This is a genomic window from Geothrix rubra (genome assembly GCF_030268065.1).
Taxonomy (GTDB): Bacteria; Acidobacteriota; Holophagae; order Holophagales; family Holophagaceae; genus Geothrix; species Geothrix rubra.
Genome location: NZ_BSDD01000001.1, coordinates 885,845 through 906,793, shown reverse-complemented (window position 1 = coordinate 906,793; position 20,949 = coordinate 885,845). Strand labels below are relative to the sequence as shown.

Sequence of the window (20,949 nt, the reverse complement as noted above, 5' to 3'; positions counted from 1 at the left end):
GTGTCCGTTCCCGTGATCCAGGTCCAGCCAGCCCCCCCGGGGGAGGCGGCGGCCGGCGGGGCCCCGGGCCGGCCGGCCGCCGGGGGCGTCTCGCCGGCCCGGGCCTTCCTGGCGGTGACCCTGGCGATCCTGATCACGGAGATCCTCTCGACGCTGATGCTGGGGCCGGCCTTCTACCCCAGCGGGCCCATCGAGCTGCTCATCGACGCCGGGGCCCTGCTGACGGTGGTGATGCCGCTCATGTACCTGGTCTTCGTGCGGCCCATGGCCCGGGCGATCGAGGACAAGAGCCTGGCCGAGGCGCAGCTGCGGGCCTTGAACGAGGGGCTGGAGCGGACGGTCCAGGCCCGCACCCGCGAGCTGGAGACCCTCAACCAGTCCCTGCGCGAGGAGGCGATGGAGCGGACCCGGGCCGATGCGCGGAGCCAGCTCCAGGGGCGCCTCCTGGACGTGGTGCAGCAGGCGGTGGTGGCCACGGGGAAGGGCGGGGGGATCGTCTACTGGAACCGCCACGCCGAGTGGATGTTCGGGTGGACGGAGCAGGAGGTGCGCGGCGAGCCGCTGTCGAAGGTGACGGCCTTCTCGGCGGAGGCGGCGCGGCACGGGCTGTCCGGCTTCGGGGCGGTGAAGGGCTGGACCGGGGAGGTCCGGGCCGTCCGCCGCGACGGGACGGCCTTCCAGGCCTACCTCACCTGTTCGCCGATCTGGCGCGCGGACGGCTCCATCGCCGGGTTCGTGTACACCTTCATGGACATCACCGAGCGGAAGGCGGCGGAGGAGGCCATCCGCGACTCGGAGGAGAAGTACAGCACCGTCGTCGAGAGCTCGCCCACGGGCATCTTCATCTACCTGGACGGGCGCATCCTCTTCGGGAACCAGCGGTTCTTCCGGATGGTCGGGCGCACGGCGGAGGAACTGGCGAGGATGGACGCGGCGGACGTGATCCACCCGGAGGATTGGCCCATGGTCCGGGAGATCTGGCGGAAGCGGTTCCACGGCTCGGGCGCCGTCGAGGACTACGACTGCCGCATCCTGACCGCCCGGGGGGAGATCCGCTGGGTGAGCGGCCGGACCACGCTGATCCGCTACCAGGGCGGCGTGGCCCTCCTGGGGAACATCCAGGACATCACGGAGCGGCACCGGGCGGAGCAGGCCCTGCGGGATTCCCGGGAGGCGCTCCACCGCCTGTCGGCGCGCCTCCTGGCCGCCCAGGAGACGGAACGCCAGCGGGTGGCGCGGGAACTGCACGACAGCATCGGCCAGACCCTCAGCGCCGTGAAGTTCATGGTCGAGCGGGCCATCGAGGGCGACGGCACCCCGGGCTCCGGCCCGCACCTGGCCTCCCTGCGGAGCGTGGTGCCGGTGATCCAGACCTCGGTGGAGGAGGTCCGGCGCATCTCCATGGCCCTCCGCCCCTCCACCCTGGACGACCTGGGCCTCATCGCCACCCTGTCCTGGTTCAGCCGGGAGTTCCAGTCCACCTATCCCCACATCCAGGTGGAGCACGCCATCGAGCTGGAGGAGGCGGAGGTTCCGGATCCCCTGAAGACCACGATCTTCCGCATCGTCCAGGAGGCCATGAACAACGCGGCCAAGCACAGCCAGGCCAGCCGGATCACCCTGGCCCTCCGGGTGGTCTTCGGGACCCTCCAGCTGGTGGTGGCCGACAACGGCGTGGGCTTCAAGCCCGGCGAGCCCCGGCGGCAGGACGCCACGGGCGGCTTCGGGCTGGCCTTCATGCGCGAGCGGGCCGAGCTCTTCGGCGGGGCCTTCGTCGTCACGTCCGGGGTGGGCCTTGGCACCGAAGTGACCGCCCAGTGGGCCATGGCGGAGATCCCTACTGAGTGATGAGGCCCTTCTCGATGGCGTAGGCGGTCAGGGCTGGAACGCTGTGGAGCTGCAGCTTCTCCATGAGGTTGGCCCGGTGCTTCTCGACGGTCTTGGGGCTGATGCAGAGGTATTCGCCGATCTCCCGGTTCCGGTAGCCCTCGGCGATGAGCTTCAGGACCTCGCGCTCGCGGGTGGAGAGCTCGGTGAAGGACAGGCGGGGCGAGGGATCGTCCCGGGTGCCGAGGTAGCCGCTGATGACCCGGGAGGCGATGGGGGGGGCCAGGTAGCGCTCCCCATCGAGGACGCTCCGGACGGCCAGGAGGAGCTCCGCCGCCGTGGAATCCTTCAGGACGTACCCGTCGGCGCCGGCCTTGAGGGCGGTGAAGACGTAGTCCTCGGTCTTGTGGACGGTGAGGACCAGCACGCGGGTGCGGGGGCTGACCCGCTTGATGTCCTGGAGGGCCTCCAGGCCGTTGGTGCGGGGCATGGAGAGGTCCAGGAGCAGGAGGTCGGGCTTGAGCTCCTCGGCGCAGCGGATGGCCTCCCGCCCGTCCGAGGCCTCCCCCACCACGACCAGGTCGGGGCGCTGGGCGAACAGGGCGCAGAGGCCCTCGCGGAGGATGGTGTGGTCCTCGGCGATCACCAGTCGATGCTTGGTTTCCAGAAGAACACCTCGGTGAAGGCCCGGCTGGTTAGGCGTTACGACAATGGCTATGGAGCGGCCTTATTTATAGCACGACAGAAGTGAAATTACCGGGTTCCCCACCCCTCAATGGGGGAAACCCCCCATACCCCCGGAAGGCCCGCCCGCCGAGTCTGGAGTCCATTAGGACAAATTGACGCACCAGGACCCGGAACCCCCATGACGGCGGCGAAGGGCTTTAGGTGCCCCGACCCTGGGGGTGTTCCGTGACGAAGACCAACCGCATCCTGACGCTGCTGGCGGCCGTGCTCTTCTGGCTGGTGCCCGGCCTCCGGGCCCAGATGCCCGAAGGCAAGACGAAGACCGCGCGGCCGACCCCCGGGGGCGACAAGACCGCCATCGTCGATCGCGCCACGCGCCGGCACACGCTGGCCGCGGCCCGGAAGGCCGCCGCGGAGCGGGCCAAGGCCGCCCGCCAGGCCTCGGGGGGGCACCTGCAGGCCCTGGCTCCGGGGAACCCGCTGGCACCGGCCTATCCCCCCCCGGCCGCCCCGGGGGTGATGAACCCCCTGGGCACGCCTGACTACATGAGCGGCCTGGTTCCGAACTGGACCAACACCCCCATCCTCCAGAAGTTCGTCCACACCCTGCCGGGCCTGGGACCGGACAACAAGAACGACCTCGGCAACTACATCCCCGTGGCGGTCCCCGACCGGATCACCTTCCCGGGCTCCGACTACTACGACATCGGCGTGGTCGAGTACACCCAGCAGCTCCACCGGGACATGCCCGCCACCCGGCTCCGGGGCTACAAGGACCTGTCCCCGTCCGCCGACGGCGCGGCCCACTACCTCGGGCCCGTCATCTTCGCGAAGAAGGACCGGCCCGTGCGGGTGAAGTTCGAGAACCTGCTGCCCACGGGCACGGCCGGGAAGCTGTTCCTCCCGGTGGACACCACCGCCATGGGCGCCGGCCTCGGCCCCAACGGCGGCACCGAGATGTACCCCCAGAACCGCGCCCTGCTGCACCTCCACGGCGGGGCGAACCCCTGGATCAGCGACGGCACGCCGCACCAGTGGATCACGCCGGCCGGCGAGCCCACGAGCTACCAGAAGGGCGCCAGCTTCCAGAACGTGCCCGACATGGTGGGTCCCGGGAAGCTCATCCCCAATCCGACGCTGGATGACGGCCTCGGCACCTACTACTACACGAACCAGCAGAGCAGCCGGATGATGTGGTACCACGACCACTCCTTCGGCCTGACCCGCGTGAACGTCTACGCCGGCGAGGCCTCCGGCTACTTCCTCTCCGATCCGGTGGAGGACGCCCTCATCGATGCGGGCACCCTCCCGGGGTCCGGCATGGGCGTGTACCGCTACGGCATCCCCCTCATCATCCAGGACAAGACCTTCGTGCCCGACGCCACGAAGCTGGCCGCCACGGACCCGACCTGGGATCCCGCCAACTACGGCGGGGAGGGCAGCCTCTGGTTCCCCCACGTCTACATGCCGAACCAGAATCCCGCGGACATCTCCGGCGCCAACGGCATGGGCCGGTGGGACTACGGCCCGTGGTTCTGGCCCCCGGTGACCGCCGCCGCCGGCCTGGTGAACGGCCCCCTGCCTGGGCTCAACCCCGGCGATCCCGAGATCCCCGGCACGCCCAACCCCTCGATGGTGCCCGAGGCGTTCATGGACACGCCCCTGGTCAACGGCTGCCCCTATCCAAAGGTCACCCTGGAGCCCAAGGCCTACCGCTTCCGCATCCTGAACGCGGCCAACGACCGCATGTTCAACCTGCAGCTCTACTACGTGGACCCGGCCCATCCCACGGAAGTGAAGATGGTGCCCTCCGTGCCCCATCCCGGCGATCCCACCTGGCCGGCCACCTGGCCGACGGATGGCCGTGACGGCGGCGTCCCCGATCCCACCACCGTGGGACCCAACTTCATCCAGATCGGCACGGACAGCGGCTTCCTGCCCACGCCCGTGGAGATCCCCAACCAGCCCGTCGGCTACAACTACAACCGCCGGGACATCGTGGTGCTCAACGTCCAGGACAAGGGCCTCTTCCTCGGCCCCGCGGAGCGCGCCGACGTCATCGTGGACTTCTCCCAGGTGCCCGCCGGGTCGAAGCTGATCCTCTACAACGACGCCCCCGCGCCGGTGCCCGCCTTCGACACCCGCTACGACTACTACACCGGCGACCCCGACCAGACCGACACCGGCGGCGCGCCCACCACCCTCGAGGGCTACGGCCCGAACACGCGCACCCTGATGCTCATCGAGGTCGCCGGGACGCCCGCGGCGCCCTTCGACAAGGCCGCCCTCACCGCCGCCTTCGCCTCCACGGCCACGACCACCGGGGCCTACCAGGCGGAGCAGGAGCTCCCGATCGTGCCCCAGGCCGCCTACAACACGGCCTTCAACCGCACCTTCACGGACACCTGGTCCACCATCCAGGCCAACTACCTGAACTACACCGATCCCCAGACCGGGAATCCGGTCCAGGTCCAGATGGGCTCCAAGGCCATCCAGGAGCTGTTCGAGCTGGAATACGGCCGCATGAACGCCACCCTCGGCGTCGAGCTGCCCTTCACCAACTTCAACATCCAGACCACCATCCCCCTGGGCTACATCGATCCGGCCACGGAGCACCTCCAGGACGGCCAGTTCCAGGTGTGGAAGATCACCCACAACGGCGTGGATACCCACCCCGTGCACTTCCATCTCTTCGATGTCCAGCTCATCAACCGCGTGGGCTGGGACGGCGCCGTGCGCTTCCCCGATCCCAACGAGGTGGGCTGGAAGGAGACGGTCCGCATGAACCCGCTGGAGGACTGCATCGTCGCCCTCCGGCCCAAGGCCTTCGCCCTGCCGTTCTCGATCCCCCACAGCGTTCGGCCGCTGGATCCCACCCGGCCGGTCGGCGCGAACATCACGCTGGTCAATCCCGTGGACGGCAACCCCATCACCGTGAAGAACGACGCCACGGACTTCGGGTGGGAGTACGTCTGGCACTGCCACATCCTCGGCCATGAAGAGAACGACTTCATGCGCGCCATGATCCTCAACGTGCCCGACATCACGTTCTCCGGCACGGTGACCTCCGGCGGCCTCCCGCTGCCCGGCGTGACCCTCACCTTCAGCGGCGGCGGCTCCACCACCACCGACGCCAACGGGAAGTACACGTTCACGCACACTTCCCACTGGATCGGGACGATCACGGCCTCGCTGCTGGGCTACACCTTCGCCCCCGCCTCCTACAGCTATTCGAACGTCGCCACCGACCAGCCCAACCAGGACTTCGTGGGCACGGCCTCCCCGATGGTGTCCGGAACCGTCGTCACCAGCGACGTCCCGCCGGTCCTCCTCGCGGGCGTCACCCTCAACCTGGACAACGGCGGAGGCTCGGCCGTGACCGATGCCACCGGCGCCTACCAGGTGAACGTCCCCTCCGGCTGGAGCGGTTCCGTCACCCCCGTGCCCGTGCCCGGCTACATCCTGGCCCCCACGGCCTACCCCTTCACCAATGTCACCACGCCCCAGACGGCCAACTTCGTGGCCACCCCGGCGGTCGCCATCTCCGGCACCATCCTCGCCGGCGGCCAGCCCCTCCCCGGCGTGACCCTCGCCTTCGGCAACGGCGGCGGCACCGCCACCACCAATGCCAACGGCGCCTACACGATCACCCTGCCGTCCGGGTGGTCCGGAACCGCCGTGCCCACCCTCGCGGGATACGTCTTCAATCCCGGGTCCCTGTCCTACACGAACGTGACCGCCAACCAGACGGCCCAGAACTACACCGCCACCCCCGTGGCCGTGGTGTCCGGAACCGTGACGGCCAACGGCACCCCGCTTGCCGGCGTGACCCTCACCTTCAGCAACGGAGGGGGCACGACCACCACCGGGGCCACCGGGACCTACCGGATGACCCTCAACGCCGGCTGGAGCGGGACCGCCACGCCTTCCCTGGCGGGCTACGTGTTCGCCCCCCTCGCCCGCACCTACTCGAACCTCACGGTGGACCAGGCGGCCCAGGACTACGTCGGCAGCGCCGTGGTCACGATCTCGGGCACCGTCGCCAACGGCGCTTCGCCCCTGGCGGGCGTGACGCTGGCCTTCAGCACCGGCCAGACCGCCACCACGGATGCCGGCGGCACCTACAGCCTCACCCTGCCGTCTCCCTGGACCGGCACCGTCACGCCCACCCTCGCGGGCTACGCCTTCACGCCCGCCAGTCGCAGCTACACCGGCGTGACCGCTGACCAGGTCGCCCAGAACTATGCCGCCTCGCCCATCGTGGTGATTTCCGGAACCGTGTCCAACGGCGCCGGGGGCCTGGCTGGCGTGACGATGACCTTCACCGGCGGCCAGACGGCCACCACGGACGCCAGCGGCACCTACGCCATGACCCTGCCCGCCCCCTGGACGGGGACCGTCACGCCTTCCCTGGCCGGCTACGTCTTCACCCCGGCCTCCCGCAGCTACACCGCCGCCGTGGCCAACCAGGCGGCCCAGAACTTCGCCGCGACGCCGGTCGTGGTGGTCTCCGGCCAGGTGCTCCTGGGCACCACGGGCCTCTCCGGCGTGACCCTGGCCTTCAGCACTGGCCAGACGGCCACCACGGATGCCAACGGCACCTACACCATGACCCTGCCGTCCCCCTGGACCGGCACCGTGACCCCCAGCAAGGCCGGCTACTTCCTCACGCCCGCCGCGACCGCCTACACCGGCATCACCACGGACCAGCCCAACCAGAACTACACGGCCGTCAATGCCATCACGGTCTACGGCCTCGTCACCGTCAACACCGTCCCCGCCACGCCCCTCGCCGGGGTCACCGTCACCTTCAGCAATGGCGGCGGCGTCGCGACCACGGACGCGAACGGGCTCTACACCCACTACGTGCCCTCCGGCTGGAGCGGGACCGTGACCCCGGCCCTCGCGGGCTGGGCCTTCACCCCGGGCTCCCGCACCTTCACCAGCCTGACCACCAACCCGCCCGGGCAGAACTTCAGCGCGCGGCCCGTGGTGGTGGTCTCCGGCCAGGTGACCTCCGCCGGAACGCCTCTCGCGGGGGTGCGGGTCTCCTTCTCGAACGTGGGTTCGGTCACCACGGACGCGAACGGGAACTACCAGATGACGCTCAATTCCGGCTGGACCGGCACCGTGACGCCCACGATGCGGGGACGGATCTTCGCCCCGACTTCGCTGAGCCTCGCGAACGTCACCACCAACGTGCCCAACCAGAACTTCACCACCGTCCAGTCCATTTCCGGGCGGGTGAGGAACCTGGTGAACGGCCAGTGGGTGGGCACGCCGGGCATCGCCCTGACCCTGAGCAACGGCACCGCCGCCGTGACGGATGCCAACGGGCGCTACACGATCCTCGCGCCCAGCGGCTGGAGCGGAACCCTGACGCCCACGGGCGGAACCTGGGTGTTCACGCCGGCGACCCTGACCTACAGCAACCTCCTGACCAACCCGACCGGGCAGAACTTCACCGCCCAGTGACCCGGTCCGACCTGAGCCTGCGGGCGGGGATCCCAGCGATCCCCGCCCGTCGGGCTAGATGACGCCCACCCTTCTGGATCCCCACAGCCATCTTCCCCTGGAGTCCGACGTGTCCTTCCCGAGCACCGGCCTGCGAACCCTCCGTTCCCTGGCCCCCCTGGCTTCCGGCCTGGCCTTCCTAAGCCTGGCCGCCCTTTCCGGATGCGGAGGGGGCGGGGGGGGCAGCGTGCCGCCGCCGGTGCTCACCAGCTTCACGAGCGCCAGGAGCCCCATCACCCGGGGCACGAGCACCAGCCTCACGGCGGTGTTCTCGAACGGGGCGGGGCAGGTCGACCACGGCATCGGGGCCGTCTCCACGGGCACCCCGGTCACCGTCTCCCCGACCCAGGACACCACCTACACCCTGACGGTGGGCAACAGCCAGGGCACCACGGTGACCGGGAAGGTGGCGGTGCGCGTGGTGGCCCCCCCGGAGACGCCGGTGGTGGCCGCCCCCGCCCGCGTCACCGCGGGACAGGGGGGCTACACGGCCTCCGTACCCGACCAGCCCGGTTGCGCCTATGCCTGGACCGTCACCGGCGCCACCGTCACCGCCGGAGACGGCACCGCCAGCCTCACCTTCACGCCGGTGGCTGCGGGGCAGGTGAACCTCAGCTGCGTGGTCACCAACGCCGCAGGGACCGCCTCCACGGCCGGAACGGCCACCTCGGCCATCGTGGCGCCCCCGGTCCTGCCGGTGGTGTCCGCCCCGGCCCTGGTCACGGCCGGCCAGGGAGGCTACCTGGCCTCAGTGCCCGTGCAGGCGGGATCCACCTATGCCTGGACCGTGACCGGGGCCACCGTCCAGGCCGGCGCGGCCACGGATACCCTGACGTTCACCCCCGGAACCTCCGGTTCGGTGACCCTCTCCTGCGTGGTGACCAATGCGGCCGGCACGGCCTCGCAGGCAGGGGGCGCCACCCTGGGGATCGTGGCCCCCCCGGCGACGCCCGTCGTCACGGCGCCCGCCTACGTGACCGCCGACCAGGCCGGCTACACGGCCTCCATCCCCGCCCAGGCCGGGTGCACCTACGCCTGGTCCATCACCGGGGGCACCCTCATCGCGGGCCAGCAGACCCCCACGGTGGCCTTCACGCCCGGGGCCACCGGGACCGTGCAGCTGGGCTGCGTGGTGACGAACGCGGCCGGGACGGCTTCCGCGCCGGGCACCGCCGCCCCCGCCATCGTGCCGCCCCCCGCCATCACCGCCTTCGCGGCCAGCCCCTCCAGCGTGGTGGTGGGCAGCGGCTCGGTGCTCTCCTACGCCTTCAGCGGGGGGACTGGCACCCTCGACCAGGGCATCGGAGGGGTGACCAGCGGGGGCACGACCAACATCAGCCCCAGTGCCAGCACCGCCTACATCCTGACGGTCACCAATGCGGCCGGCACCCGGGTGGCCGCCACCACCTCCCTGACCGTCACGGTCCCGCCCGCCCCGGTCATCGAGGGGTTCAAGGCCCTGCCGGCCACCCTCACGCAGGGGCAGGGCACCCTCCTCACCTTCACCTTCAGCGACGGGACGGGGGTCCTCGACCAGGGCATCGGTCCCGTGGCCTCCGGGGGCACCGTGGCGGTTTCCCCCTCGGCGGACACCACCTACACCCTGACGGTGACGAACGCGATCGGCGTGGCCACCACGGCCTCCGTGACGGTCACCGTCAAGTCCTTCGTCTCGAAGTTCGTCTACGTGGCCAACGGGGGCGGCGGCATCTCCGGCTTCACCCTGGACGACGCCACCGGGGACCTGACGACCCTGGCGGGTTCGCCCTACGATCCCTCCGCCCCGGTCCTGCATGTCGCCAGCGATCCCCAGGGCCGGTTCCTCCTCGCGGTGAACGGCGACGGCGTCACGAACGTGAACACCCTGTCCATCTACCAAATCGACGGCACCACCGGGGACCTCACCCCGGTGGCCTCGAACCCCACGGTGGCCACGGGGACGGATCCCTGGTGCGCCGCGGTGGATCCCACCGGCCAGTTCGTCTATGTCCGGTGCGACGGGGCCATCTCCTCCTACCGGCTCAATCCGGCGAACGGGCTCCTCACGCCCCTGGCCACGGTGCCGACGGCGGGCGGCTCGGGGGACCTGGTCCTCCACCCTTCGGGGAAGTACCTCTTCACGGTGGGCCGGACCTCGGATCGGCTCGAAGTCTTCGACCTCGATCCCGCCACCGGTGCCCTGACTCCCGAGGGCAGTCCCTACGTCCTGCCTTCCGGCACGGGGCCCCTGGGCCTCGCCCTCAGCCAGACGGGCGAGTATCTCTTCACCAAGGGGGAGGGCGCCTCCGGCGGGCCGGCCGTGATCGGCTCGGTCTTCGGCTACCACGTGGACATCACCACCGGCGGGCTGACGCCCCTGGGCGCCCTCATCACCGGTCTGGAGGGCGCCGACGCCTACCATGGGCTCACCTTCAACCCGGCCCAGAGCGTGCTCTACGGCGCCTTCGAGACGGCGGCCTACGATGCCGCGGCCTGGTCCTTCAGCCCTTCGGCCGGCGCCATGACCCCCGTCGCCGGGAGCCCCTACGCCTGGTTCGGGGGGAACGGTTCCGACCAGGTGGTCCTCAGCCGCAACGGCAAGTGGGCGCTCCTCCTGGACTACAACGGGCAGCAGCTCGCCGTGGGCAGGGTGGATCCCGTGACCGGGGCCCTCGCCTTCAAGGCCTACGCCGGGGTGGAGCTCTTCCCGGTCTCCGCCACGGTGGTGGGGGTGCTCCAGTGAAGCCATACCGCATCTCCGCCCCTACCCTGTAGGATGAAGACACCCCAACCCGGAGAGTCCCCCATGCCTTGGCGCCGGATCCAATGGCTCGCATGCGCTGTCCTCGCGCTGGCGATCGGCTGCGTCGATGCCGTATCGGCGCCGAGCGGGCTCGCCTACAGCAGCAATCCGGCGACCTACACCGTGGGTGTGGCCATCCCCGCCAACACCCCCGCCAACACCGGGGGGAAGATCGCCTCGTACGCCGTGAGCCCCGCGCTGCCGGCGGGGCTGTCCATGGATGGCGCCACGGGGATCATCACCGGGACGCCCACCACCGCCTCCGCGGCGGCCACCTTCACGGTGACGGGCACCAACACCGCCGGCTCGACCACCGTGTCCCTCACGATCACGGTGTCCGACCCGGCGCCCGCGGGCCTCGCCTATTCGGAGAACCCGGCGGCCTACACCGTGGGCACCGCCATCACCCCGAACCAGCCCACCAGCAAGGGCGGGGCGCCCACGGGCTATGCCGTGGCGCCCGCGCTGCCCGCGGGCCTCGCCCTCGACCCGGTCACCGGCGTGATCTCGGGCACCCCCACCGCCGTCGCCGCCGCCCAGGACTACACCGTGACCGCCTCGAACGCGGCGGGCAGCACCTCGGCCCTCGTGAACCTCACGGTGGCTGCCGTCGCTCCCGCCATCATCGCCCAGCCCGCCAGCCAGGCGGTCCTGGCGGGGCAGACGGCCTCCTTCACGGTGGCGGCGTCGGGGACGGGCACCCTGGGCTACCAGTGGTCGAGGAACGGGGTGGCCATCTCCGGAGCCACCGCCACCACCTACACCACGCCAGCCACCACCGCCACCGACAACGGCGCCACGTTCACGGTCACCGTCACGGACACCTACGGGGGCAGCGTCACCAGCGCCGCGGCCACGCTGACCGTGACCGCCACGGCGCCCGGCACCTTCACGGCCGCCACCGGCAGCATGACCACCGGCCGATCCTTCCATACGGCAACCGTGCTGGCCAACGGGAAGGTGCTCATCGCGGGCGGCTTCAACGGCACGGCCCTGGCCACGGCGGAGCTCTACGACCCGGCCAGCGGCACCTTCGCCGCCACCGGGAGCATGACCACGCCCCGCCAGTACCACACCGCGACCCTCCTCCAGGATGGCCGGGTGCTCATCGCGGGCGGCAGCGCCTACGGCGTGGTGCAGGGCAGCGCCGAGCTCTACGACCCGGCCACCGGGACCTTCACGGCCACGGGCAGCCTCACCACGGCCCGGGCCTCCCACACGGCCACCCTGCTGCCCAGCGGCAAGGTCCTCATCGCCGGGGGCCGGGATCTGGGTTCCTTCTTCCTGACGGCGGAGCTCTACGATCCGGCCGCAGGCACCTTCACGCCCACCGGCAGCCTCCTGGAGGCGCGGGCCACCCACACGGCCACGCTGCTGCCCAACGGCAAGGTCCTCATCGCGGGGGGCTACCGCTCCAGCAACCTCGCCAGCGCCGAGCTGTACGACCCGGCCACGGGCACCTTCGCCACGGCCGGATCCATGGCGTCGCCCCGGGCCTACCACACGGCCACCCTCCTGCCCGATGGCCGGGTGCTCCTGGTGGGCGGCACCACCAGCGCCACGGCGGAGATCTACGCCAGCGCCACGGGATTCAGCACCACGGGCAGTCTCCTCGATGTGCGCGCCTACTGGCACACGGCCACCCTGCTGCCCAGCGGCAAGGTGCTGGTGGCGGGTGGCGTCGGCGTCGGCAATCCCGCGCCGCTGCTGGGGAGCGCCGAGACCTTCGATCCCGGGACGGGGGTCTTCACCTCCACGGGGAGCCTGACCACCCAGCGGGAGACCCACACCGCCACGCTGCTGCCCGGCGGCGCCGTCCTCGTGGTGGGGGGCGTGGGCGGAGCCGGGTATCTCGCCTCGGCCGAGCTGTACCACTAGGAGTCCCCTCGCATGTTCCCCGCCGGACTGTTCCTTGCCTGCCTCCTGCTCCCTGGCGGTCCCACGGGCCGCGGGGCCGCGAAGGGGGGGCTGTCCGTGGAGGCGCCCCAGGCCTGTGGCCTTTGCGGCATGGATCGGACCCGCTTCGCCCGCAGCCGGATGCTGCTGGAACGGGAGGACGGCTCCAATACGGGCGTCTGCAGCCTCCACTGCGCCCTCGAGGCCCTGGAGCATCCCGAGGGGAGCCCCGTGCGGGCCCTCCGCGTGGCGGACCGGGCCCACCCGGGGACCCTGGTGGAGGCGCGGGCCTGCACCTGGGTGATCGGGGGCGACCTCCCGGGCGTCATGGCCCGGACGGCCACCTGGGCTTTCGCGGACGCCGGGGAGGCCCGCGCCTTCGCGCGCCGGCACGGCGGCCGGGTGGCTGGATTCGAGGCGGCCCGCGAGGCCCTGCGGCAGGAAGGAGCGGAGTGATGGCGGCGGTGCGTGGCGGAACCTGGGGCGTGCGGGCGGGGGCCCTGGCCCTGCTGGCGGGCCTGGCCCTCCTGGGGGCCGAGCCTCCCTACAAGCGGACCGTGGAGGCCTACGCCGTGCCCGACGTGACCCTGGTGGATCAGGATGGGGCCAAGGTGCCCCTCCGGAGCCTCCTCGCCTCGGACAAGGTGGTGGTCCTGGATTTCATCTTCGGCACCTGCACCACCATCTGCCCGGTGCTGTCCGCGGGCTACGCCAACCTCCAGCAGCGCCTCGGGCCCCGGAGTGCCGACATCCGCCTGGTGTCCATCTCCATCGACCCGGAGAATGACACGCCGAAGGTCATGCGCGGGTACCTGAAGCGCTACCGGGCCCGGCCGGGCTGGACCTTCCTCACCGGCAAGCGCGAGGACATCGACCGGGCCATGCATGCGTTCAATGCGTACATCCCCAACAAGATGTCCCACTACCCCTTGACCCTCATCCGCACGCCCCGCAGCGGCGCCTGGACCCGCATCTTCGGCCTGATGAGCACCTCCGAGTTCCTCGAGGAATGTCGCAACGCGGGGATCCAGTGAGGGCGCTGGCCGCCGCCCTGGCCCTGGCCGCGGGCCTCACCCTGTCCGCCGGCGCCAGGCGGCAGGCGCCGCAGCGGTCCCGCGCCCAGATCCTCGCCCTGGGGGAGCGGATGTACCGGGAGGGGATCCTCCCCTCCGGCGAGCCCCTGCAGGGCGTGGTGAAGGGCGACGTGCCCGTGTCCGGGGCGGCCTTCACCTGCCGCAACTGCCACCTGCGGAGCGGCATGGGGTCCTACGAGGGCGGCGTGGCCACCCCGCCCATCACCGCGGCCAAGCTCTTCCAGCGCCAGTTCTGGCAGTTCCCCAGCCTCACGGAGGCCGAGCGGATCGAGGCCGGCGTGGCCCAGTCCAAGCTGCGGCGACCCGCCTACACCGACGGGACCCTGGCCGATGCCATCCGCACGGGCGTGGATCCCCTGGGGCGGACCCTGAACGACGTCATGCCCCGGTACGACTTGAGCCCCGCGGACATGGCGATCCTGGTGGCCTACCTCAGGACCCTGTCGGCCGAGGTCTCCCCGGGCGTCACCGCCACCACGATCCGCTTCGCCACGGTCCTCACGCCGGACGTGACCGCCGCGGAGGAGGAGGCCCTGCGGGTGCCCCTGGACAACTTCATCGCCAGCCACAACCGGCTGCCCCAGGGCTTCGGCAACCGCATGTACCGGTCCGCCTCGGGCCGGGACATGAGCCTCAGCCACCGGCAGATCACGCTGGCCCGCTGGCGCCTCACGGGGCCGCCCGCCACCTGGGGCGCTCAGCTGGAGGCCCACCAGCGCCGGGAGCCGGTCTTCGCGCTGCTGGGGGGCATGAGCCACGGCGACTGGAAGCCCATCCACACCTTCTGCGAGACCCGCGGGATCCCCTGCCTCTTCCCCCTCACCGACCTGCCGGTTGTCTCGGACACGGACTGGTACACCGTCTACTTCTCCAAGGGCCTCTGGCAGGAGGGGGAGGCCGCGGCCCGCTTTCTGGCTGGCCGCCCGGAGGGCGCGGACCCCGGGCGCATCGTCCAGGCCGTGGCCGATTCGCCCCGGGCCCGGGCCGCGGCGATGGGATTCGACCTCGCCTGGCAGGAGGCCGGGAAGGCTCCCGTGAAGACGGTCCGCCTTCCGGCCGGCGGCCTCCAGGAGGCGGCCCTCCGGGAATGGGCCGCGAAGGGGAGCGTGGCCGTGGTCCTCTGGGACGGTCCTGGAGCCTATCCGGCCCTGGCCGCCCTGGCGGGGCCGCAGCTGCCGGTGGTCTTCATGGCCTCGGGCCTCCTGGGCCCGCGCCTGGGCGAGCTGCCCGAGGCCGCCCGGGCCTCGACCTACGTCACCTATCCGTTCCGTGCCCCGGCCGACGAACCGAAGTTCGCCCGCTACGCCAACTCCCTGCTGGCGGGGCTCACGGCCCTGGACAACACCGAGCGGATCTACACGCGGATGTACTCCCTGGTGGAGGTGCTCAAGCAGGCCCTCATGGACATGGACCGCTCCTACTACCGGGATGCCTTCCTGGATGCCCTCGGCATGCAGAAGGACCGGGTGCTGCCCGACTACGAGCGCCTCAGCTTCGGGCCCGGCCAGCGGTACGCCGCCAAGGGGTGCTATGTCATGCAGCTCACCCCCGGGCCCCAGCCGGTCCTGGTGAAGCGGAGCGACTGGGTGATCCATTGACCGGACGGAGGTGCCTCATGGGGCGCAGGGGAAGGTGGCACGGCGGGCTGGCGGCGGCGATCCTGGCGCTGCCCCTGGCGGCGGGGCAGGCGCCCTCCGCCCGGGAGAAATGCCCGGTCTGCGGCATGTTCGTGGCCAAGTATCCCGACTGGATGGCGGTCCTGCGCTTCAAGGACGGGAGCGCCCTCGCCTTCGACGGTCCCAAGGACCTGTTCACGGCCTACCTGGACCTCAAGCGGTACGCGCCCGGCCGTTCCCCCGCGGACGTGGCGGCCATCGAAGTGAAGGACTACTACAGCCTCCGGGTCGTGGACGGATTCAGGGCCGTCTTCGTCATCGGCAGCGACGTGGCGGGCCCCATGGGCCGGGAGCTGGTGCCCTTCGCGGAGGCCGGCGATGCCGCCGCCTTCCTGAAGGACCACCGGGGCCGGCGGAGCCTCCGGTTCGGCGAGGTCACCGCGGCCGTGCTGCGGTCGCTGCCGTGAGGCGTTCCGACCTCTTCCTGGGGCTCCTGGCCCTGCAGCTCGGCCTCTTCCTGGCGATGCTCGTCTACGCCCGGCGGGCGGGCCGTGGGGTTGATCCGGGGGTGGCGGAGTGCCGGCGCTGGGTCGCCGAACTGCGGCTCACGGACCTCTGCCTGTTCACCGAGGCGCGCTACACCCGGAATCCCGCCCTGGCTGACCTCCACACGCCCTTCCAGGACCATCCCACGGCCCTCGAGCACTTCCCCTCCGGCACCCTGGTCGCCCCACCCCCGCACCTGACGAGTCCCCATGCCTGGCACCCTGCGCCGAACCCGAAGCATCCTTGATTTCGCCCTGGCCTCGCTCCTGCGGCGGAAGGGACGGAACGCCGCGCTGCTGGGGGTCTACACCCTGGTGGTGTTCGTGGCGGCCTCGCTGGTCTTCTTCACCCAGGCGGTGAAGCGGGAGGCCCACCAGGTGCTGGCGGACGCGCCGGGCCTCGTGGTCCAGCGGACCCTCGCCGGGCGCCAGGACCTGGTGCCCCTGGCCTGGGCGGACTGGGTGCGGGGCCTCCGGGGCGTGCGATCCGTGCGTCCCCGCTGGTGGGGCTACTACTACGACGGGGCCTTCGGGGCCAACTTCACGGTGCAGGCCTCCGAGGATGCGGCCCTGCCGGCGGGCTCCGCGCGGATCGGCGCCGGGGCCGCGCGGATCCTCCGGGTGAAGGAGGGCGACCTCATCACCCTCCGCGGCCACGACAACCTCCCCCTGCTCCTCACCGTGCAGGGGATCCTGTCTTCGGACTCCGAGCTGGTGGCCTCGGACCTGCTGCTGCTGCCCCGGGAGGACTTCCAGACCCTCTTCGGCCTGCCCCCGGACCAGGCCACCGATCTGGCGGTGGACGTGGCCAATCCCCGGGAACTGCCCACCCTCGCCGCCAAGATCGCCGAGCGCTACCCCGAGGCGCGTCCCATCCTGCACAGCGAGATCCTGCGGACCTACGACGCCATCTTCGACTGGCGGGGCGGGCTCCTGGTGGCGGTGCTGATGATCGCGGTGCTGTGCTTCGCCATCTTCGCCTGGGACCGGGCGGCCGGCCTCTCCGCGGAAGAGCGGCGGGAGATCGGCATCCTGAAGTCCATCGGCTGGGAGACCTCGGACGTCCTCCTGCTGAAGCTCCTGGAGGGCCTCGCCGTCTCGCTGACGGCCTTCCTCTCGGGCTGCGTGCTGGCCTACGGCCATGTGTTCCTCTTCTCCGCGCCGCTCTTCGAGGGGGCCCTGAAGGGCTGGTCGGTGCTCTACCCGCGGTACCGCCTGGTGCCCGTCGTGGACGGCTACCAGCTCTCGCTCCTCTTCCTCCTGGCGGTGGTGCCCTACACGGCCGCCACCCTCATCCCCGGCTGGCGGGCTGCCACCGTGGATCCCGACGCGGCCATGAGGTCCTGACCATGATCGAGGTCGCGAACGTCACCAAGACCTACCACGCGGGACGGCCCAACGCCTACACCGCCGTGGACGGCGTCAGCCTGGCCATCGAGCGGGGCAGGCTCACGGTCCTGAAGGGGCCCAGCGGCTCGGGCAAGACCACGCTGCTCTCGTTGGTCGGGTGCATGGCCCGGCCCAGCTCCGGGCGCATCCACCTCCGCGGCGTCAAGGCTGCGGGCCTGCCGGCGGCGGGCGGGGCCCTGGAGATCACCAGCCTGCCGGAGCGCTTCCTCACGGAGATCCGCCGCGCCACCTTCGGGTTCATCTTCCAGCACTTCAACCTCATCAAGGGGGTCTCCACCCTGGAGAACGTCATGCTGCCGGCCTATCCCCTGGGGGGCGACCCCGCCGCCCTGCGCCGCCGGGCCGGGGAGCTGCTGGAGCGCTTCGGCCTCTCCCGCCACGCCCGGGAGCCCATCGACCGGCTCTCCGGGGGCGAGCTGCAGCGGGTCGCCATCGCCCGCGCCCTCGTCAACGATCCGGCCGTGCTCATCGCCGACGAGCCCACCGCCCACCTGGACAGCCACCTGTCGGAGGCCTTCATGGCCCTCATGGGCACCTTCAAGGAGGGCGGCCGGACCCTGCTCATCGCCAGCCACGATCCTCTGGTCTACGACTCCCCGCTGGTGGATGCCACCCACGAGCTGCGGGACGGTCGCCTCTGCGGGAAGGCATCGGCGTGATCCAGCAGCCCGGCGTCCTGGCGCTCCTGGCGGCCTCGGCCCTCGTGGCGGCCTTCCTGGCCCTGGCCGCGGGCTTCGGGCTGCGCATCCTGCGGCGCTGGGACCTCCGGAGCGGCAGCGACCTGCAGCTGGCCCTGGAGCGGGAGACCTACCTGGTGTCCACCCTCGTGGCCTTCGCCCTGGCCGCGGAGGTGGTCTCCCTCTTCCTCTTCGTCTTCACCGCCGACGGCCTCCACGGCCGCTTCGCCGGAGCCATGTGCGCGGCCGGGACGCTGAACGCCGCCCCCGGCGGGTACGCCACGCTCCTGCTGAAGGTCGCCAACTGCCTGCTGGCCGGCGTGTGGCTCATCCTGAACCACGCCGACACCCGCGGCTACGACTACCCCCTGATCCGTGCGAAGTACGCCTTCCTCCTGGTGCTGGCCCCCCTGGTGTGGGTCGAGGCCTTCCTCGCCTTCCGGTACTTCACCGGGCTCCGGGCCGAGGTCATCACCTCCTGCTGCGGGAGCCTCTTCAGCCAGGGGCAGGGCGGCCTGGCCGGGGACCTCGCCGCCTGGCCGGAGCGGACTGCCATGGCCGTCCTCGCCGCGGTGCTGGGGGCCCTCTTCGTCGCGGGCGGCGTGTTACTCCGGACGGGCCGGGGGGGCTACGCCTTCGGCCTCCTCAGCGGCCTGGCCTTCCTGGCGGGGACCGCCTCCCTCGTCTCCTTCGTCTCCGTCTACCTCTACGAGCTGCCCACCCACCACTGCCCCTTCTGCTGCCTCCAGGCGGAGTACGGCCACGTGGGCTACCTGCTCTACGGAACCCTGCTCGGCGGCGGCATCGCGGGCCTGGGCACCGGGGCCCTCATGCCCTTCCGCCGCCGGGCCAGCCTCGCCGCGGCCCTGCCCGCCCTGCAGCGCCGCCTGGTGCTGGCCGCGCTCCTGGCCTTCGGCCTGTTCGCCCTGGTGGTCGCCTACCAGGTGGCGACTTCGTCCCTGCGCCTGGGCCCCTGAACGGCGCGCCTCAGCGGCCCGTCACCACGGCCCTGGACGGATCCAGGCCGCGATCCAGCTTGCCGTAGTCCAGCTCGCTGCCGCGGGCACTGTGGGGCACGAGGTAGACCCCCAGCATCACCAGGGCGGCGAGGCCCAGGGCCAGGCGCCGCGGCCCGTGCCGCTTCGTGACGAGAAGGAGGCCGCAGGCCAGGGCCCAGGCGCCCCACATGAGGAGGGTCTTGTTGTCCGTGAGGTCGCCGCCGAAGGGGAAGCCCGTCCAGTAGGCGCCGAAGGCATGCTTCTGGACGAAGGGGCCGAGGACCAGCCCGCCCAGGGTGAGGGCGGCCAGGGTGGTCCAGGCCAGGCCCCGCATGTCCGGGCCGTGGACCAGGGCGGCGAGTCCGGCCCGGACGCCGATCAGCACGCCGAGGAACATGAGGAGGACGTGGGCGGCCAGCAGGGGGCCGGGGACGGGATCCTTGAACCGGATGACGACGGCGCTTCCGTCCGAGGGGATCCGCAGGGGCCCGCCGGGCGTGTCCAGGCGCAGGCGGTACTCCAGCTTGCCGGCGGCGGGCTGGCGGGGCAGGCGGGCGGCCAGTTCGGCCTTGCCCTCGCGCTGCTCGGGCACGAGGGGGACGGTGGTGAGCGGATCCGCCGTGCGGAAGCGGCGATAGGCGAGGGTCCCCCGCACCCCGGGGCCGGGATCCGGCAGGGCGAGGCGCTCGTCGCGGCCGCTGTCCCCGCTGCGGGAGAGGCGGTAGCGGAAGGTCTCCCCCTGGACCGTGAAGGCGCCCCGCAGGGGATGGGTCGGCCCGGTCAGGCGCTGGAAGACGATGGACCCCAGCATGATGAGGGCGGCCAGGGCCCAGAGACCGGCCTGCCGGGCGGCGGAGGGGGCAGGGGACGCGGAGGTCGGCTTCATGGCGGGCTCCCGGCCCCATGATAGGCGATGCAGCTCTCGTGAAAACGGGCGTCCGGGGCCCTCTGATAGAGTGGGAGCCGGTCCTGCCGCCCGTGCCGGGCGGCACCTCCCGACAGGCGTCCATGCACACGATCCGATTCGATGGCAAGCAACCCGGCTCCGCGGACTGCGAGCAGGAGATCTCCCTCCTGGCCGCCAGCGCCAAGGCCGGCGTGCCCCTGAACCACCGCTGCGGCGGCCATGCCCGCTGCGGCACCTGCCTCGTCACCATTGCCGAGGGCGCCGAGCACCTCACCGAGATGGGCGCCGCCGAGACCCGCGTGCTCAAGGCCCTGAAGGCGCAGCCCGACCAGCGGCTGGCCTGCCAGGCCTGGGCCCGGGGCGAGGTGGCCTGCAAGTACTGACTCAGACGGGCCGCCGGCCCTCCAGGGCCCGGTCCAGGGTGAGCTCGTCGGCGTACTCCAGGTCGCTGCCGATCGGAAGCCCGAGGCCGATGCGGGTGGTGCGGATGCCGATGGGGTCCAGGATGCGGGCCAGCCAGCTGGCGGTGGCCTCGCCGTCCACCGTGGGGTTGGTGGCCAGGATGATCTCCTGGATGGCGCCGTCCTCCAGCCGCTTCAGCAGCTCGCGGACGCGGAGCTGGTCGGGCCCCACGCCGCGCAGCGGGGAGATGAGCCCGCCCAGCACGTGGTAGCGGCCCCGGAAGTGGCCGCTGCGCTCGAAGCTGAGGACGTTCGAGGCCTCGGCCACCACCACGAGGCTGTGGGCATCCCGCCGGGGATCAAGGCAGATGGGGCAGGTGGGCTGGTCCGTGAAGGCGCCGCACACCTGGCAGAACCCCACCTTGTCAGCGGCCTGCTGGAGCTGCTGGGCCAGGTGGGCCATGGCGTCGGGCCCCTCCTTGAGCAGGTGCAGGGCCATGCGCTGGGCGGACTTCGCGCCCACCCCGGGCAGCTTCTGGAGGCTCTCCACCACGGCCTCGAGGGGCGCCGGCAGCTTCATCGCGGCTCTCCCGGC

The 20,949-nt window shown here is 71.7% G+C and carries 16 protein-coding genes; 13 read left to right on the top strand and 3 right to left on the bottom strand.

Annotated elements, in window-relative coordinates; translation table 11 throughout:
• Entirely contained in the window at nt 1–1,848 is a 1,848-nt protein-coding gene (locus tag QSJ33_RS04100) for a PAS domain-containing sensor histidine kinase (RefSeq protein ID WP_285723196.1), read from the top strand.
• On the opposite strand, the gene QSJ33_RS04095 is transcribed toward QSJ33_RS04100, so the two are convergent.
• Nucleotides 1,838–2,473, bottom strand: coding sequence for a response regulator (locus QSJ33_RS04095; RefSeq protein WP_285723194.1), 636 nt, complete (start codon nt 2,471–2,473; stop codon nt 1,838–1,840). The genes QSJ33_RS04100 and QSJ33_RS04095 overlap by 11 nt on opposite strands.
• 266 nt (nt 2,474–2,739) lie before the next feature.
• Here QSJ33_RS04095 and QSJ33_RS04090 point away from each other — a divergent pair, with 266 nt between their 5' ends.
• The 11 genes from QSJ33_RS04090 (at nt 2,740) to QSJ33_RS04040 (ending at nt 19,025) form a co-directional block, all read left to right on the top strand.
• Entirely contained in the window at nt 2,740–7,989 is a 5,250-nt protein-coding gene (locus QSJ33_RS04090) for a multicopper oxidase domain-containing protein (protein ID WP_285723192.1), read from the top strand.
• 109 nt (nt 7,990–8,098) lie between these two features.
• Nucleotides 8,099–10,750, top strand: coding sequence for a lactonase family protein (locus QSJ33_RS04085; protein ID WP_285723190.1), 2,652 nt, complete (start codon nt 8,099–8,101; stop codon nt 10,748–10,750).
• 63 nt (nt 10,751–10,813) lie between these two features.
• Nucleotides 10,814–12,688: a putative Ig domain-containing protein gene (locus QSJ33_RS04080; protein WP_285723188.1), complete on the top strand. Its 1,875-nt coding sequence runs from the start codon at nt 10,814–10,816 to the stop codon at nt 12,686–12,688.
• Between the two features lie 12 nt (nt 12,689–12,700).
• Nucleotides 12,701–13,162 carry a nitrous oxide reductase accessory protein NosL gene (locus tag QSJ33_RS04075; protein WP_285723186.1) on the top strand — a complete coding sequence of 154 codons (462 nt, stop codon included), beginning with the start codon at nt 12,701–12,703 and terminating at the stop codon, nt 13,160–13,162.
• Nucleotides 13,162–13,740, top strand: a complete 579-nt coding sequence (locus QSJ33_RS04070) for an SCO family protein (protein ID WP_285723184.1) — start codon at nt 13,162–13,164, stop codon at nt 13,738–13,740. The genes QSJ33_RS04075 and QSJ33_RS04070 overlap by 1 nt, the downstream gene beginning before the upstream one ends.
• Complete coding sequence (locus QSJ33_RS04065; RefSeq protein WP_285723182.1) at nt 13,737–15,398, top strand: ABC transporter substrate-binding protein; 1,662 nt, start codon at nt 13,737–13,739, stop codon at nt 15,396–15,398. Before QSJ33_RS04070 ends, QSJ33_RS04065 begins: the two co-directional genes overlap by 4 nt.
• 17 nt (nt 15,399–15,415) lie before the next feature.
• The gene (locus QSJ33_RS04060) at nt 15,416–15,883 is read left to right on the top strand and encodes a nitrous oxide reductase accessory protein NosL (RefSeq protein WP_285723180.1); all 468 of its coding nucleotides are present in this window, start codon (nt 15,416–15,418) and stop codon (nt 15,881–15,883) included.
• Nucleotides 15,880–16,209, top strand: coding sequence for a hypothetical protein (locus tag QSJ33_RS04055; protein WP_285723178.1), 330 nt, complete (start codon nt 15,880–15,882; stop codon nt 16,207–16,209). The genes QSJ33_RS04060 and QSJ33_RS04055 overlap by 4 nt, the downstream gene beginning before the upstream one ends.
• The gene (locus tag QSJ33_RS04050) at nt 16,172–17,308 is read left to right on the top strand and encodes an ABC transporter permease (protein WP_285723177.1); all 1,137 of its coding nucleotides are present in this window, start codon (nt 16,172–16,174) and stop codon (nt 17,306–17,308) included. Before QSJ33_RS04055 ends, QSJ33_RS04050 begins: the two co-directional genes overlap by 38 nt.
• Before the next feature lie 2 nt (nt 17,309–17,310).
• Complete coding sequence (locus QSJ33_RS04045; protein ID WP_285723176.1) at nt 17,311–18,030, top strand: ABC transporter ATP-binding protein; 720 nt, start codon at nt 17,311–17,313, stop codon at nt 18,028–18,030.
• Nucleotides 18,027–19,025 (top strand): hypothetical protein, encoded by a 999-nt coding sequence (locus QSJ33_RS04040; RefSeq protein WP_285723174.1) that lies wholly within the window; start codon nt 18,027–18,029, stop codon nt 19,023–19,025. The genes QSJ33_RS04045 and QSJ33_RS04040 overlap by 4 nt, the downstream gene beginning before the upstream one ends.
• Nucleotides 19,026–19,035: 10 nt before the next feature.
• Here QSJ33_RS04040 and QSJ33_RS04035 read toward each other — a convergent pair whose 3' ends face one another.
• The gene (locus QSJ33_RS04035; protein WP_285723172.1) at nt 19,036–19,932 is read right to left on the bottom strand and encodes a hypothetical protein; all 897 of its coding nucleotides are present in this window, start codon (nt 19,930–19,932) and stop codon (nt 19,036–19,038) included.
• A 122-nt stretch (nt 19,933–20,054) separates the two neighbouring features.
• Between QSJ33_RS04035 and QSJ33_RS04030 the strand changes: the two genes are divergently transcribed.
• Complete coding sequence (locus QSJ33_RS04030) at nt 20,055–20,336, top strand: 2Fe-2S iron-sulfur cluster-binding protein (RefSeq protein WP_285723170.1); 282 nt, start codon at nt 20,055–20,057, stop codon at nt 20,334–20,336.
• Between the two features lies 1 nt (nt 20,337).
• On the opposite strand, the gene recR is transcribed toward QSJ33_RS04030, so the two are convergent.
• Nucleotides 20,338–20,934: a recombination mediator RecR gene (recR, locus tag QSJ33_RS04025; RefSeq protein WP_285723168.1), complete on the bottom strand. Its 597-nt coding sequence runs from the start codon at nt 20,932–20,934 to the stop codon at nt 20,338–20,340.
• Between the last annotated feature and the right edge of the window lie 15 nt (nt 20,935–20,949).

Bases quoted from the DNA above. Each gene is read 5' to 3' on its own strand.
- QSJ33_RS04080 (WP_285723188.1), top strand. From the start codon at position 10,814: ATGCCTTGGCGCCGGATCCAATGGCTCGCATGCGCTGTCCTCGCGCTG.
- QSJ33_RS04075 (WP_285723186.1), top strand. From the start codon at position 12,701: ATGTTCCCCGCCGGACTGTTCCTTGCCTGCCTCCTGCTCCCTGGCGGT.
- QSJ33_RS04070 (WP_285723184.1), top strand. From the start codon at position 13,162: ATGGCGGCGGTGCGTGGCGGAACCTGGGGCGTGCGGGCGGGGGCCCTG.
- QSJ33_RS04060 (WP_285723180.1), top strand. From the start codon at position 15,416: ATGGGGCGCAGGGGAAGGTGGCACGGCGGGCTGGCGGCGGCGATCCTG.
- QSJ33_RS04050 (WP_285723177.1), top strand. From the start codon at position 16,172: ATGCCTGGCACCCTGCGCCGAACCCGAAGCATCCTTGATTTCGCCCTG.
- QSJ33_RS04045 (WP_285723176.1), top strand. From the start codon at position 17,311: ATGATCGAGGTCGCGAACGTCACCAAGACCTACCACGCGGGACGGCCC.
- QSJ33_RS04035 (WP_285723172.1), bottom strand. From the start codon at position 19,932: ATGAAGCCGACCTCCGCGTCCCCTGCCCCCTCCGCCGCCCGGCAGGCC.
- QSJ33_RS04030 (WP_285723170.1), top strand. From the start codon at position 20,055: ATGCACACGATCCGATTCGATGGCAAGCAACCCGGCTCCGCGGACTGC.
- recR (WP_285723168.1), bottom strand. From the start codon at position 20,934: ATGAAGCTGCCGGCGCCCCTCGAGGCCGTGGTGGAGAGCCTCCAGAAG.